At 71.2% G+C, this 14262-nt stretch carries 10 protein-coding genes; 8 read left to right on the top strand and 2 right to left on the bottom strand.

Going from position 1 to position 14262, the window contains the following annotated elements:
• Positions 1-64: 64 nt before the first annotated feature.
• The 8 genes from CFN78_RS18865 (at position 65) to CFN78_RS18830 (ending at position 12472) form a co-directional block, all read left to right on the top strand.
• The gene (locus CFN78_RS18865; RefSeq protein ID WP_094864171.1) at positions 65-505 is read left to right on the top strand and encodes a single-stranded DNA-binding protein; all 441 of its coding nucleotides are present in this window, start codon (positions 65-67) and stop codon (positions 503-505) included.
• 116 nt (positions 506-621) lie between these two features.
• The gene (gene ettA / locus CFN78_RS18860; protein WP_094864170.1) at positions 622-2298 is read left to right on the top strand and encodes an energy-dependent translational throttle protein EttA; all 1677 of its coding nucleotides are present in this window, start codon (positions 622-624) and stop codon (positions 2296-2298) included.
• A 118-nt stretch (positions 2299-2416) separates the two neighbouring features.
• The gene (locus CFN78_RS18855; protein ID WP_094864169.1) at positions 2417-4597 is read left to right on the top strand and encodes an ATP-binding protein; all 2181 of its coding nucleotides are present in this window, start codon (positions 2417-2419) and stop codon (positions 4595-4597) included.
• A gap of 304 nt (positions 4598-4901) precedes the next feature.
• A complete protein-coding gene (locus CFN78_RS18850) occupies positions 4902-9875 on the top strand; it encodes an NAD-glutamate dehydrogenase (protein WP_094864168.1) in 4974 nt (1657 codons plus the stop codon).
• Between the two features lie 4 nt (positions 9876-9879).
• Complete coding sequence (locus CFN78_RS18845) at positions 9880-10320, top strand: acyl-CoA thioesterase (RefSeq protein ID WP_420807903.1); 441 nt, start codon at positions 9880-9882, stop codon at positions 10318-10320.
• The gene (locus tag CFN78_RS18840; RefSeq protein WP_094864167.1) at positions 10313-10948 is read left to right on the top strand and encodes a DUF8185 domain-containing protein; all 636 of its coding nucleotides are present in this window, start codon (positions 10313-10315) and stop codon (positions 10946-10948) included. The genes CFN78_RS18845 and CFN78_RS18840 overlap by 8 nt, the downstream gene beginning before the upstream one ends.
• Before the next feature lie 71 nt (positions 10949-11019).
• Entirely contained in the window at positions 11020-11361 is a 342-nt protein-coding gene (locus CFN78_RS18835) for a hypothetical protein (RefSeq protein WP_338065541.1), read from the top strand.
• Positions 11362-11503: 142 nt separating this feature from the next.
• Positions 11504-12472: a helix-turn-helix domain-containing protein gene (locus CFN78_RS18830; protein ID WP_094864166.1), complete on the top strand. Its 969-nt coding sequence runs from the start codon at positions 11504-11506 to the stop codon at positions 12470-12472.
• Here CFN78_RS18830 and CFN78_RS18825 read toward each other — a convergent pair.
• Entirely contained in the window at positions 12459-12911 is a 453-nt protein-coding gene (locus tag CFN78_RS18825; RefSeq protein ID WP_094864165.1) for a hypothetical protein, read from the bottom strand. The two genes, CFN78_RS18830 and CFN78_RS18825, sit on opposite strands and share 14 nt — an antisense overlap.
• 73 nt (positions 12912-12984) lie before the next feature.
• Complete coding sequence (locus tag CFN78_RS18820; RefSeq protein ID WP_240519541.1) at positions 12985-14190, bottom strand: S1 family peptidase; 1206 nt, start codon at positions 14188-14190, stop codon at positions 12985-12987.
• Positions 14191-14262 lie beyond the last annotated feature (72 nt).

Below are 14262 nucleotides of genomic sequence, written 5' to 3'. Positions count from 1 at the left end.
CCGCGCCCCACTCTGGTCCCAGGCCCCGGTTCGCGGGGCACACCGTGTGGGAGGGAACAGGGCAATGGCAGTAGGGGAAACCACGCTCACCATGGTCGGCAACGTCTGCAGCGACCTCACCAGGCGCGCGGTCGGCGAGGGCGTCGAAGTGGTGAGCTTCTGGCTGCGCAGCAACGAACGGCGCTTCGACAAGGACGCCGGAACGTGGGGCGACGGCAGGCATTTCGCCGTACGGGTCACCTGCTGGCGCACACTCGCGGCCGGGGCGTTCGCCTCGCTGTCGAAGGGCGACCCGGTGATCGTCAACGGCCGCCTGCACACCAGCGAGTACGACGCGGGCGGCCAGGTGCGGTCCATGCCGGAGTTGGAGGCCGTCGCGCTCGGCCCGAATCTGCAGTGGAGCACGGCGACCGTCCGGCGCAACGGACGCAAGGCCGCCGCCGCGGAGCCATGGTCCGCCGCGGACGTGACCGTGGGTAGCAAACAGCAGGCGCCCGCCGCCTGACCCCCGCAGCTGTGCCCCGCATCGGGCGAACGGAGGCGTTCACGGGGCGTGCCCGGGCATGGGGGAGGGGGTGACCGCCGTCAGGTCGTCCACGGCACGGCTCTACGATCGCCAGCATGGCCGAGTTCATCTACACCATGAAAAAGGTGCGCAAGACCGTCGGGGACAAGGTAATCCTCGACGACGTCAGCACCGCCTTCTACCCGGGCGCCAAGATCGGCGTCGTCGGGCCGAACGGGGCCGGCAAGTCCACCGTCCTCAAGATCATGGCTGGGCTCGAGCAGGCGAGCAACGGAGAGTCGTTCCTCCAGCCCGGTGCGTCCGTCGGCATCCTCCTGCAGGAGCCGGAGCTCAACGAGGAGAAGACGGTCCGCGGCAACGTCGAGGAGGGGTTGGGCGAGACGAAGGTCAAGCTCGACCGCTTCAACGAGATCGCGGAGCTCATGGCCACCGACTACAGCGACGAGCTGATGGAGGAGATGGGCAAGCTTCAGGAGGACCTTGACCACGCCGACGCCTGGGAACTCGATTCCCAGCTCGAGCAGGCCATGGACGCCCTGCGCTGCCCGCCGCCGGACGAGCCCGTCACCCACCTCTCCGGCGGCGAGAAGCGCCGGGTCGCGCTGTGCAAGCTGCTGCTGTCCAGCCCGGACCTGCTCCTGCTCGACGAGCCGACCAACCATCTGGACGCCGAGAGTGTCCTGTGGCTGGAACAGTTCCTCGCGAGCTACCCCGGTGCCGTTCTCGCGGTGACACACGACAGGTACTTCCTGGACAACGTCGCGCAGTGGATCATGGAGCTGGACCGCGGCCGGGTCGTGGGTTACGAGGGCAACTACTCCACCTACCTGGAGAAGAAGCAGGAACGGCTCGCCGTCCAGGGCAAGAAGGATGCGAAGCTGGCCAAGCGCCTGAAGACCGAGCTCGAGTGGGTCCGATCGAACGCCAAGGCACGCCAGACGAAGTCCCGTTCGCGTCTGGACCGCTACGAGGAGATGGCGACCGAGGCCGAGAAGACCCGCAAGCTCGACTTCGAGGAGATCCAGATCCCGGCGGGCCCGCGGCTGGGCAGCGTCGTGGTCGAGGTCGACAAGCTCCGCAAGGGTTTCGACGGCCGGGTACTGATCGACGGACTGTCGTTCGACCTGCCCCGCAACGGCATCGTCGGCGTGATCGGCCCGAACGGCGTCGGCAAGACGACGTTGTTCAAGACGATCGTCGGGCTCGAGGACGCGGACGAGGGCGCCGTCAAGATCGGCGAGACGGTCAAGCTGTCCTACGTCGACCAGAACCGGTCCGGGATCGACCCGGCGAAAACGGTCTGGGAGGTCGTGTCCGACAAGCTCGACTACATCCACGTCGGACAGACGGAGATGCCCTCGAGGGCCTACGTCAGCGCGTTCGGTTTCAAGGGCCCCGACCAGCAGAAGCCGGCAGGCGTGCTCTCCGGTGGCGAGCGCAACCGGCTGAACCTGGCGATGACCCTGAAGCAGGGTGGAAACCTGATCCTGCTGGACGAGCCGACGAACGACCTGGACGTGGAAACGCTGGGCTCGCTGGAGAACGCGCTGGAACAGTTCCCAGGATGCGCCGTGGTCATCTCGCACGACAGGTGGTTCCTGGACAGGGTGGCCACCCACATCCTCGCGTGGGAGGGCACCGACGAGGACCCGGCGCAGTGGTTCTGGTTCGAGGGGAACTTCGAGGGCTACGAGAGCAACAAGATCGAACGTCTCGGTGCCGAAGCGGCCAGGCCCCACCGGGTCACCCACCGCAAGCTCACCCGCGACTGAGACCCGGAAGCACAGAGACCCCGAAGTACTGAGATCCCCGAAGTTCCGAGGAATCACCGAAGTACTGCTGATAACCGCCGAGCGAGCACGCCAGCGACGACACTGAGCGGAGTCACCCGTGGTAGGCAGCAAGCGCAACGACCAGCCGGCTCGCTCGCCGGGAACGGATGGCGCCGCCGGCGCCGAACCGGAAGCGGTCGACTTGCTGCTCGACCGTGCGTCCGCGCTGCGTCTGCGGGCGCCCGAGCTCACCGCCGTGCTCGGCGAGCGTGCCGCCACGCTCGCCGAGCACGCGGGGACCGAGCGGCAGTGGATCGAGGCCGAGGCGCTCGCCGTGCACGCCGCGGTACGCCTGGGCCGCCGGCCGGACATGGCGGGTCGCGCGGTCGTAGCGTTGCGGGCCGCCGAAGCCGCGGGGCTGCCCCGCCACGCCGCCGCGTTGCGGGTCGACCTGGCCGTCTGCGCGCGCAGCGTCGGCGTCCCGCTCACGGCTCTGGCGGTGCTCCGGCCCGTACTGGCCGATGCCGGCCTCCCGCCGGCGATCCGGGCGGCGGCACTGGCACACCTCGTCGGCTGCATGGCACACCTCGGCAGGCCCGCCGAACTCGATCGGCTGTTCGCCGAGGCCGACCGGTTGTGCGCCTCGGACGAGACGGTCGACGAGGACAGCACACTCGTACTGCGCGGACTCCTGCACGCCGCGCAGGCGGCACACCACCGCAGGCACGGCGGGCTCGCCAAGGCGGCCGATTCGGCCAGGGCGGGCCTCGGCCTGCTCGCCCAGCTCACCGACGGTGCCGCGGACGGCGGGATCGCCCGGATCCGGCTCGTACTGGACCTGGTGTGCTCCCTGCTCGACCAGGGCCAGGTCGAGGACGCACTGGAGATCGCCCGTCCGGTGCTGGCCCTGCCCGCTCGCGCAGCCGAGATCGCGCCCGCCGGGTGGCTGCGGCTCGCCATCGCCACCCGCGTCCACCTGCCCGCCGGCGCGGCCGACGCGGCGAGCAAGCTGCTGCGCGATGCGGCACACGACGCCGAGCGGCACGGCCTGCACTCGCTCGCCGCCCAGGCGTGGCAGGAACTGGCGCACGTCGAGGAGATGCTGCGCGGCCCGGCCGAAGCCCTGACCTGTTTGCACCGTTCCCGGGCCGCGGAACGTGCGCACATCCAGGCACGCCGGCAGAGTTGCGCCGTGCTCGTGGCCGAGTTCGGCACCGGCGAGCAGGCGCCCGTGGAACTCGCCGAGGTGCTGACCGGGAACGCCCGAACCGAACGCGTGCCCGCGGCACGTGCCGCCGAGGTGGAGCGGGACGCGCCCCCCGGAGCACGCCGCGACCCGGTCCCGCCCGCGCAGGGAACCGATCGACCGGAAAGCGTGGCGGAGGACCTCGCGGACCGGGTGCCGAGGTCCCGCCGTGCCGCCGAACCACAACCAGTCGTGGAACCGCAACCAGTCGTGGAACCGCAACCAGTCGTGGAACCGCAAGCAGCCGCGGAACCCCCCGCCGCCCAGGAACCGCAGGCGGCCCCAGCCGAACCGGAAATGCCGGCACCGGGGCGGGACGAGGCGCGCCGGCCCCCGGGCCGGAACAGGCGCCACGACAGCGAGCACGGGTCCGTCACCGCCCGGTCCGTACTGGACCGGCTCGGCATCGCGGGCTCGGGCGAACGGGCGGGCGGCAGGCGACGGGCCCCCGACGAACAGGACGCCGCTGCCTTCCGGCACGAGCACCCCGCCGAGAAGCAGCCCGACCCGCCGGCGATCGACATCGCGCTGCCTGCGCAGATCGCCGTCAGCGCACCGAGGTCCAGCTCGCCGGAGACATGGGGCGAGCGCCAGTTCTCGCTGACCGAGCGGCTCGAACCGGGCCCGGAGCCCGAGGAGACGGGCATCTCGCCCGCCGACGTGCCGGGAGAGCACGTCGCGTCCGCCACGGAGGCCCCCGCCGAGAACGACGACCCCGATCCCTTCGGGCCACCGATCCGGCTGCGCCTGCCCCCACCACTGCCGTCACTGGAGGAACTCACCGCCGAACGGCCCGAGGAGCGGACCGACGCGGACTCCGTCGGGCCCGCGTTCGACTCGTTCCCGACCGACGAACTGCCCGCGGACGCCGGGCTCGCCGATCTGCTCGCCCGCGCTCTCGCCGAACACCGTGCGGGAGTCTCGAGTGCGGCCGCTCTGGTGAAGGACCTCAGCAGACAGCCGGGGGTGCTCGACGAAGGGTCGCACCGCAACGGGCGCAGCCACACCGGTGACGGTTCCGCCAGCGGACGCCACCGCGACGAGGGCGGCTGAGGTCCATGCCGATCACGGCCGCCGGGAGCGCGCAAGCCTTCGTACAGCGGGAATCCCGGCGAGCGTGCGCGTGCCCGCACCGGCCGTGACAGGCCCGTCGCACGTAGGCGAAGGCGAGTGGTTTCCGCTTGCGGTGCACGCATAGGGTGGTGCTCGAATCGAGCACGTCGCGGTGTCGTTCGCGGGTGGGCGTCAGCCTGCCCAGTGATCCGCGCGCGCCGAGAAACAGACGGAGCACGCGAGGCCCCGGCCGGTGGCCGCATTCGCGAGTCGTGAACGAGCATCGAGTGGAGAGTTGCCTGACATGAGCTCGACGGGAGTCTCGCCCGCGCAGGGCGCCGAGAGCGGAAACACCCGACGTCCCGCCAGCCCCGAGCAGATCCGCGACGAACTCGTGGACGCCGCCGCGGCCTACGCGCCGGAGATCGGCGACCTGATCCGGCTCTACTACCGGCACATCCCCGCCGAAGAGATCCTCGACGACGACCCGGCCGACCTCGTCGGAGCGGTGCGGTCGCACCTGCAGCTCGCGCAGGCCCGCGTGCCGGGGCGGCCCGCCGTCCGCCTGGTCAACCCGACCACCGCGGAGGACGGCTGGTCCCGGGACGCGACGGTCCTGCAGATCGTCACCGACGACATGCCGTACCTGGTGGACTCCGTCGCCGCCGAATTCTCCCGCACCGGTGCCCAGGTCCAGCGCATCGTGCACCCCATCGTCGTCGTCTCCCGCGACGTGACCGGCGAACTGCTCGAGATCCACCCCAACGCCGACGTCGCCAGCCCGCCCGAGGGCGCGGCCATCGAATCCTGGATGTACCTCGAGGTAGATCTGATCACAGACCCTTCGCGGGCCAGGGAACTCGACAACCGGCTCACCTCCGTCCTCGGTGACGTCCGTGAGGTCGTCGAGGACACCGGCAAGATGGAGGAGGCCGCCCGCGCGCTGGCCGAGGGTCTCGAGTCCGCACCGCCGCCGCTGCCGGAGGAGGAGGTTTCCTCCGGGGCGGAACTGCTTCGCTGGCTCGCCTCGGGCCACTTCACGTTCCTCGGTTACCGGCACTACGAACTCGTCGACCACCCGGACTCCGGTAGCGACGAGCCTGCTCTGCGGGCCGTCCTGGCCTCCGGGCTGGGTGTGCTGCGGCAGGACAGCCTCGCCGCCCGCGGCCTGACCGCCGGCCCGGACACCGCGGCCACCGCGCTCGCGCCGACCCTGCTCGTGCTCACCCAGGCCAGCGCGCCGTCCACGGTGCACCGGCCGGTCTATCCGTACTACGTGGGTGTGAAGACCTTCGACACCGAGGGCAGGGTGACCGGCGAGCACCGGTTCCTCGGCATGTTCACCACGACCGCGCTGCACGAGAACGTGCTCGACATTCCGGTGGTGTCGCACCGGGTGCGCGAGGTCATCCACCGCGCGGGCTTCCCGATGGCCTCCTACTCCGGGCAGCGGATGCTGGAGGTGCTGCAGAACTGGCCGCGCGCCGACCTGTTCTCCGCCGACACCGACTCGCTCTACTCCACGGCCACCGGCGCGATCACCCTCGCCGACGCCCGCCGGCTGCGCCTGTTCCTGCGCCGGGACCCCTACCGTCGTTTCTTCTCCTGCCTCGTGTTCCTGCCGCGCGACCGGTACACCACCCGTTCGCGGCTGGCGATGCAGGACGTGCTGCTCGCCGAGCTGGAGGGCACGCACCTGGAATTCGGCACCCGCCTCGGCGAGACGGTCCTCGCGCAGGTCCATTTCACCGTGCACACCGACCCGGCCAGCCTGATCGAGCCGGACACGCTGCGCATCCAGGAACGCCTCAACGAGGCCGTCCGGGGCTGGGACGACCTGATGGTCGAGGCGATCCTGGCCGAGCGCAGGGAGCGCGGCCCGGGCGCGGGCAATGGCAGCGGTTCGATGGGCGACGAGTCCGCGAGCGAGCAGGGCCAGCGGTTCGCCGGGGTGTTCCCCGAGGCCTACAAGGAGGACTTCCCGGCCGGTGAGGCACTCGCCGACCTGCGCAGGCTGGAGACGCTGCGGGACGAGTCCGACCTTGCCATGCGCTTCTACCTGCCCGCCGACGCCGCCCCGGGCGAGCGCCGCTTCAAGTTGTATCTGCTGGGCGGTGGCGTCACCCTCTCGACGGTGCTCCCGCTGCTGCAGCGGATGGGCGTCGAGGTCGTCGACGAGCGGCCCTACGAGATGCGCCGCGCGGACGGCACCCGTTCGTGGATCTACGACTTCGGGCTCAAGATCGACCAGCGCGTGCTGGACCGGATGAACGGGCACGCCGAGTCCGACCTGCAGGTGCGTTTCCAGGACGCCTTCGAGGCGGCCTGGCGGGGTGACTGCGAGGTGGACGGATTCAACTCGCTGGTCCTGTGCGCGGGCCTGACCTGGCGCCAGGCCTCGGTGCTGCGGGCCTACGCCCGATACCTGCGCCAGGCGGGCAGCCCGTACTCGCAGGAGTACATCGAGAACGCCGTGCTCGCGCACACCGACATCGCCACCGCGCTGGTGCGGCTGTTCGAGACCCGCTTCGACGTGTCCCGCCCGGACGAGCAGCGGATCGAACAGGCCGAGGTGCAGGTCGCCGAGCTGAACGCGGCGATCGACGAGGTGACCAGCCTCGACGAGGACCGGATCCTGCGCAGGCTGATGTCCGTCATCGGCGCCACGCTGCGGACGAGCTACCACGTCGTCGACGCCGACGGGAACCCCCGGCCCTACCTGGCGGTCAAGCTCGACCCGCAGGGCGTGCCCGATCTGCCCGAGCCGCGGCCGAAGTTCGAGATCTTCGTCTGCTCGCCGCGCATCGAGGGCGTCCACCTTCGCTTCGGTGCCGTCGCTCGTGGCGGCCTGCGCTGGTCCGACCGCCGCGAGGACTTCCGCACCGAGATCCTCGGACTGGTCAAGGCACAGGCCGTGAAGAACGCCGTGATCGTGCCCGTGGGCGCGAAGGGCGGTTTCGTGGTGAAGTCCCCGCCCGCCGCCACCGGTGACGCGGGGCTGGACCGCGACGCGCAGCTCAACGAGGGCATCGCCTGCTACAAGATGTTCATCTCCGGTCTGCTCGACCTCACCGACAACCGGTCCGACGGCAAGCCGGTCCCGGCGCCGAACGTGGTCCGCTACGACGAGGACGACAGCTACCTGGTGGTCGCGGCCGACAAGGGCACCGCGAAGTTCTCCGACATCGCGAACGCCGTCTCCGCCGACTACGGCTTCTGGCTGGGTGACGCGTTCGCCTCCGGTGGCTCGGTCGGCTACGACCACAAGGCTATGGGCATCACCGCGCGCGGCGCGTGGGAGAGCGTCAAGCGGCACTTCCGCGAGCTGGGCACCGACACCCAGACCGAGGAGTTCACCGTCGTCGGCATCGGTGACATGGCGGGGGACGTGTTCGGCAACGGAATGCTGCTCTCCCAGCACATCCGGCTGGTGGCCGCGTTCAACCACATGCACATCGTGCTCGACCCGGACCCGGACGTCGCCGCCTCGTTCCGCGAGCGGCAGCGACTGTTCGACCTGCCGCGCTCATCCTGGGAGGACTACGACCGTTCGATCATCAGCACCGGCGGCGGCATCTACTCGCGGTCAGCGAAGACGATCCCGATCACCCCGCAGGTCCGGGTGGCCCTCGGCCTCGACGAGACGGTGGAGCGGCTCGCGCCCACCGAGCTGATGCGCGCGATCCTGCTCGCCCCGGTCGACCTGCTGTGGAACGGCGGCATCGGCACCTACGTGAAGGCGGCGTCGGAGACCCACGCCGACGCGGGCGACAAGGCCAACGACGCGCTGCGCGTCGACGGCGGGCAACTGCGGGTCAAGGTCGTCGGTGAGGGCGGCAACCTGGGACTGACCCAGCGCGGCCGGATCGAGTTCGCCCGCACCGGCGGCAAGATCAACACCGACGCACTGGACAACTCGGCCGGAGTGGACTGCTCGGACCACGAGGTCAACATCAAGATCCTGCTCGACCACCTGATCGCCGGTGGCCACCTCGACCAGGAGCAGCGCAACGAGCTGCTGGGCGAGATGACCGACGAGGTGGGCGACCTCGTGCTGGGCGACAACTACCGGCAGAACGCGATGCTCGGCATCAGCCGGGCACACGCGGGCCCGATGGTCTCGGTGCACCAGCGTCAGGTGGCCACCCTGGAGAAGGCGGGCGTGCTGGACCGTGAACTCGAGGCACTGCCCACCTCCGGTGAGTTCAAGGCCATGGACAAGGCCGAGCGCGGGCTCACCTCGCCGGAACTGGCCACGCTGCTCGCGCACGTCAAGCTGGACCTGAAGGACGAGCTGCTGGCCAGTGAGCTGCCCGATGCCGAGGTGTTCGCGCGTAGGTTGCCGGACTACTTCCCGAAGCCGCTGCAGGAGCGGTTCGGCGACCGGATCGGCGAACACCCGCTCGCCCGCCAGATCATCACCACACTCGTGGTCAACGAGGTCGTCGACGGTGCGGGCATCTCCTACGCCTTCCGCCTCGCCGAGGAGATGAACGCGACCGCGACGGACGCAGTACGGGCCTACGCGGTCGTCACCGGGGTGTACGACCTGCCCTCGATCTGGGCCGAGATCGACGCGCTGGACAACGTCGTCTCCACCGAGATCGCCGACCGGATGATGCTGGAGACGCGCCGCCTGCTCGACCGGGCGGCGCGCTGGTTCCTCACCAACCGCCCGCAGCCGCTCGCGGTCGGGGCGGAGATCAACCGCTTCGGCGAGACGGTCGCCGAGCTCATCCCGGTGATGGGCGACGTGCTGCGCGGCCGGGAGGCGGAGTCGGTGCAGCGACACGTGTCCGAACTGGTCTCCGAGGGCGTGCCGGAGACGCTGGCGGGCAAGATCTCGGTGTTGCTGCACACCTACGGTCTGCTCGACGTGACCGAGGTGGCGGAACTGGCCGAGCAGGACGCCGCACTGTCGGCGGAACGCAGTCCGATCGAGACCGCCGAGCTGTACTTCGCGATGTCCGACCACCTCAACGTCGACCAGATGCTGACCTCCATCAGCGGACTGGAACGCGGCAACCGGTGGCACGCACTGGCCCGTCTCGCCCTGCGCGACGACATCTACTCCTCGCTGCGGGCGATCAGCCTGGACGCGCTGCGGCACAGCGACCCCGGCGACGAAGTGGACGACAAGATCGCGCTCTGGGAGCACACCAACTCGTCCCGCCTGGCGCGGGCACGGGCGGCCCTGGACGAGATCAGCCGGATCGGCAAGCTCGACCTGGCGACCCTGTCCGTCGCCGCCCGCCAGATCCGCAGCACGGTCCGATAGCCCGGTGGACTCCTACGTCAGGCACGTCCGTCCCCGCTGGTCCGACATGGACGTCTTCGGGCACGTGAACCACGCCAACCTGGTCACGCTGCTGGAGGAGGCGCGGGTACCGCTGCTGTTCGAGGAGTCGGCGGGCGCGGGCCTCGGCGACTTCGCGAAGGGCCTCGTGGTGGTGCGCCTCGACGTGCGCTACCGGCGTCAGATCACGGTGGCGGGTCAGGACCTGCGCGTGCGGATGTCCCTGCCGCAGGTGCGCAACGCGACGTTCACCCTCGCCTACGAGGTGCACGCGGGGCCGTCGGCGGAGGACGAGGTCGCGGCGACGGCGGAGACGGTGCTGGCGCCCTTCGACGTCGCCCGGCAGCGGCCGCGCAGGCTGTCCGGGGCGGAACGCGATTTCCTGGTCGAACGGCTCGCAGCGGGAAAGGTGCCCGTCGATGGTTGAACTGCACATTCCCGACGTGGCGGACCGGGAGACCCTCGGCGCGTTCGTCGCCAGGGTGGTCCGCCTCGACGGCATGGCCGCCGTGCGCCTGCGGATGCGCGGGGACGAGGTCGTCGAGGCATGGGGCACCACCCCGTTCGACGTGCTCGTCACCCGCGCGGTGCACGGTGTGGTGACGCCCCGGGACGCGACTGTGTCCGGAAACGAGCTGCTGGCGGCGATCACCGTCGCCGGTGGCGAGACGATGGATGCCGGCCCGGCCCGGGACCTGCTGTGGCAGTCGGAGCTGCCCGCCGCGGCCCGCTGGCGCACGGTCGAGGCGCTGCCCGCGGGGGTGGTGTCCGATCTCGCCGATCGCGGGGTGACCGTCGCCAGGGAGAACGTGGGCCCCCAGGGCACTCCACCCGCCTCGCTGATGGACCAGACTGTGCTCACCGTGTCCGGTGAGGACATCGAGGTGAAGGTGCCCATGCGGTGCCTGTTCGCCCTGTCCGGCATGGGTTTCCTGGACTCGTCGATGACCGGGGATGTGGTGCGGGTGACCGCGACGGACTCGTGGATGCGGATGGACGCGCGCTACGGCGCCGTCGTGCGCCGCAGGCACGCGCTGTTGCCGTTGCTGATGTAGCCGGTGTGCCACCGCCGCCGTTCTCGGCCGGAACGATGGAACACCGCCCGCCGCGGTGTCATGCTGGCCCCATGAGCGAACACGGACGTCCCACCGGTGAGCGGCCGGATCGTGCACACGAGGGCGCGCAGGCGTCCGACCCGACCGCGGACTTCCTCGCCGACGTGCGACCGGAGGAGACACCGTGGCGGCGGGACCGGCCCGCGGACGCCGGAGCGGACGAGTCGGACGGGCCCGCCGGCGGGCGCGGGCCGCACTCCTTCGCCAGGGCGGTGCGGCGTGCCGCCCCGTACGTACAGGGCGCCGCGGTCGCCGGTTGGGTGGCGTCCGCCGCGCTGGACGAGCAGTACGAGGACGGCTACGACCAGGGATACGACGCCGGGCTCGACGCGGGCGGTGGCGGCAGCGCCTGAACGCTCCGCCCGAGCGTTCCGCCGGAGGGCGTTCACAGTTAACTCCCGCCGATCTTCGCTGTCCGATCGCTTCCGCGGCCACCGGTCCCGGGATATCGTCGCCGGATCCGGTGGGCTGGTCCTCCACCGCCAGGAGGTGCGGATGGACGGGTGCGAGCGGGACACCGGCGCCGCCGAACTGAACCGGCTGCTGGAGACCGGACCCTTCGCCGAGGCACTGCGCGTGGCCATTCGGGAACGCGGCCTCGGCTTGGACCGCATCCGTGAACGGCTGGCGAAGGACGGGGCCGCGGTCAGCCCCGCCACCCTGAGCTACTGGCAGAGCGGACGCAGCAGACCGGAACGGCGATCCTCGCTGGCCACGCTCGCCCGGCTGGAGACGCTGCTCGGGGTGCCCGCCGGTGCGCTCGCCGCGCTGCTGCCTCCTCCGCGGCGGCGCGGGCGCTGGGCCTCGGGCCCGGCCGGGGCGGTGGAGTTGTGTGCGCACTGGCCGCAAGCGGACCGGGTCGCGGACGCGGTCAGCGGCGTCGACACCCGCTGGGACGAACGGCTCACCCGGCTCAGCCAGCACGATCGGGTGATCGTGGGTGCCGGACGCGCGGAGCGGTCCTTCGTCTCCCGTCAGGTGCTGCGGGCCGAGGCGGACGGGCCGGACCGCTGGGTCGTCATCATGCACATCGATGAGCACGACCGACCGGTTCCGGTCGTCCGGGCGCTGCACAACTGCCGTCTCGGCCGGGTCGTCGCCCGCCCGGAGGACGGCCTGCTGGTCGCCGAACTCCTCTTCCCCCGGCCGCTGCGCGCGGGGGACACGGTGATCACCGAACACGAACTCGCCAATATCGCTCCGTTTCCGCTCGCCACCGGATACGAACGCAAGTTCCGCCTGCCGGTGCGCGAATACGTACTGGAGGTGGTATTCGACGGAGTTCGCCCTCCCGCTCACTGCGAATCGTATTCCCGCCGCGATTCGGAGTCGGAGAAGACCGTGAACGTACCGGTCGCGGAGAATGGTTCGGTCCATTCCGTCGCGCTCGGATTCGGCCCCGGCGTCTACGGATTCCGCTGGGAATGGGACGGCGCTACCGCGCCGGGGGTCACCAGCCGCTGAGCGGCACGACCGCCCGGATGGCGTGCAGCACGGCCGCGAACGAGGGCAGCGCGCGGCGTCCCGGATCCGGCGGCACCACCCAGCGCACCGGCCCGTCACCGGTCATCGTGGGCGGCAGCACCAGCGACTGGGGTGCGGCGAGCACGCGGACCCCGTAGGGCACGTGCTCCGGTGCGAGGTCGTCGAGGGCGGCGAGGAAGGCCCAGCGCCGGGGCGTTCCCGCCGCCGCCAGCACCGGGCCGGAGCAGTCGTGCATCCGCAGCCGGTGCGCCACCTCGCCCGCCCAGCCCGCGGGCACGGTCAGCGCGGCGAGCCCGCCGCCCAGCGGCAGTTCCAGTGCCCCCGCGCGGATCCGGGGCCGCCAGCCGAAACCGGCCCGGTAACCGGCCAGCGCCCGGTGGATGTCCCGGTCCGGTGCGGGCCGTTCGTCGACGATCATCAGCGCCTCCCGGTGAGGTCGCACCGTGCGGCGAGGCGGTTCGCCGCACGGTGCGCCATAGCGGTCGCGGTACTCAGCGCCCGGCCGCGCTCAGGCCATCGTCACCCGTGTACAGGGTCAGCGACCACTTCTGTACTGCCTCCTCGACGGGCTGCAGGATCGACTGGTCCTCGGCGCCGCCGGGGGAGCAGGACGCCTGGCCGCCGGAGTGCAGGCCGACGGCGAGATCGCCGGCCAGCCAGGCGCCGCCCGAGTCGCCGCCCATCGAGCACGCCGTGGTGGTGGCCAGGCCCTCGACGATCACACCGCCGTAGTCCACGGTCTGGTCCACCGCCGTGACCTCGCCGCACTGCCACTTCGAGGTGTTGCCGGAATGACACACCGCCTGGCCGACCATCGGTTCGGCGGAGCCCGCCACGGTCACCGGCTCCTCTCCCCAGGTGTTCACCTCCGCCGAGAGTTCCCAGTCCGTTCCGGTCACCGCGACCGCACCCATGTCGCCTTCGCGGGCGTTCACGCTGTGCGTCCCGCCGACGTTGGACGTGCCGATGCGGTCCTGCCCGCCGCTGTCGCCGTAGGCGGGCTGGTCGGCGTTGTCGGTGCAGTGCCCGGCGGTGACGAAATGCTTGCCACCGTTCGAATCGGTGGCCGCGAATCCCACCGAGCAGTTCGACTCGCCGCCCGGCCACCACGGGTCGCCCGGCCGTACCTCGCCCGCCTGCGGGGCCGGTGCGGACGCGGTGTCACGGACCTGTACTCCCGGGCCGAGTTCGGCGAGCGCGTCGAGGAACGAGCGGGTGCCCGCCGTCGAAGCACCACGTACGTGCCGGACGACGACCTCGTTGGCCACCGGGTCGACGCCCCAGCCGGAGATGCCCGGTACGCCGCCGCCCGCGAGCCCGGCGACGGCCGCCGTGAGCCGGTCCAGTTCCGCCTGATCCCGTGCCACCGAGTGGGGCACCGCGCCGGCCGCGCGGGCCCGGTCCGCGGCGGCGGAGGTGGTGACCGCCACGGCGAGCCTGCCCGAGGCGCGGTCGAACCACTGCCCGGCGAATCCGTCGGTGGGGTCCGTCCGCAGGGCGGAGGACACCCCGGCGGCCGCCTCCTGGGCGGCGAGACGGTCGCGGGCCTGTGCCGGGGTGATCCCAAGGCCGGTCGCCAGCGCCGCCGCGGCGGACGAGACCTCGGTTTCGGCGGTGGCGTCCGGGATGCCGGTGAGCGTCAGTGGAAGCATCGCGGTGAGCAGTACGGCGCGCAGTGTCCGGTTGTGTCTCGTCATCGCTCGGTCTCCTGTTTCCTGGAACGGAAAATGTGTACCGAGGTTATGGCGGGAGTGGTTTCCGGAGAATGG

It is taken from the genome of Amycolatopsis antarctica (genome assembly GCF_002262875.1).
In the GTDB taxonomy this organism is placed as follows: Bacteria; Actinomycetota; Actinomycetes; order Mycobacteriales; family Pseudonocardiaceae; genus Amycolatopsis; species Amycolatopsis antarctica.
The sequence above is the reverse complement of the archived record's forward strand: the minus strand, read 5'-3'. Positions and strand labels throughout refer to the sequence as shown.

Coding starts and splice junctions, on each gene's coding strand:
- CFN78_RS18835 (WP_338065541.1), top strand. CDS start 11,020: ATGAGCGAACACGGACGTCCCACCGGTGAGCGGCCGGATCGTGCACAC.
- CFN78_RS18865 (WP_094864171.1), top strand. CDS start 65: ATGGCAGTAGGGGAAACCACGCTCACCATGGTCGGCAACGTCTGCAGC.
- CFN78_RS18825 (WP_094864165.1), bottom strand. CDS start 12,911: ATGATCGTCGACGAACGGCCCGCACCGGACCGGGACATCCACCGGGCG.
- CFN78_RS18850 (WP_094864168.1), top strand. CDS start 4,902: ATGAGCTCGACGGGAGTCTCGCCCGCGCAGGGCGCCGAGAGCGGAAAC.
- CFN78_RS18840 (WP_094864167.1), top strand. CDS start 10,313: ATGGTTGAACTGCACATTCCCGACGTGGCGGACCGGGAGACCCTCGGC.
- ettA (WP_094864170.1), top strand. CDS start 622: ATGGCCGAGTTCATCTACACCATGAAAAAGGTGCGCAAGACCGTCGGG.
- CFN78_RS18830 (WP_094864166.1), top strand. CDS start 11,504: ATGGACGGGTGCGAGCGGGACACCGGCGCCGCCGAACTGAACCGGCTG.
- CFN78_RS18820 (WP_240519541.1), bottom strand. CDS start 14,190: ATGACGAGACACAACCGGACACTGCGCGCCGTACTGCTCACCGCGATG.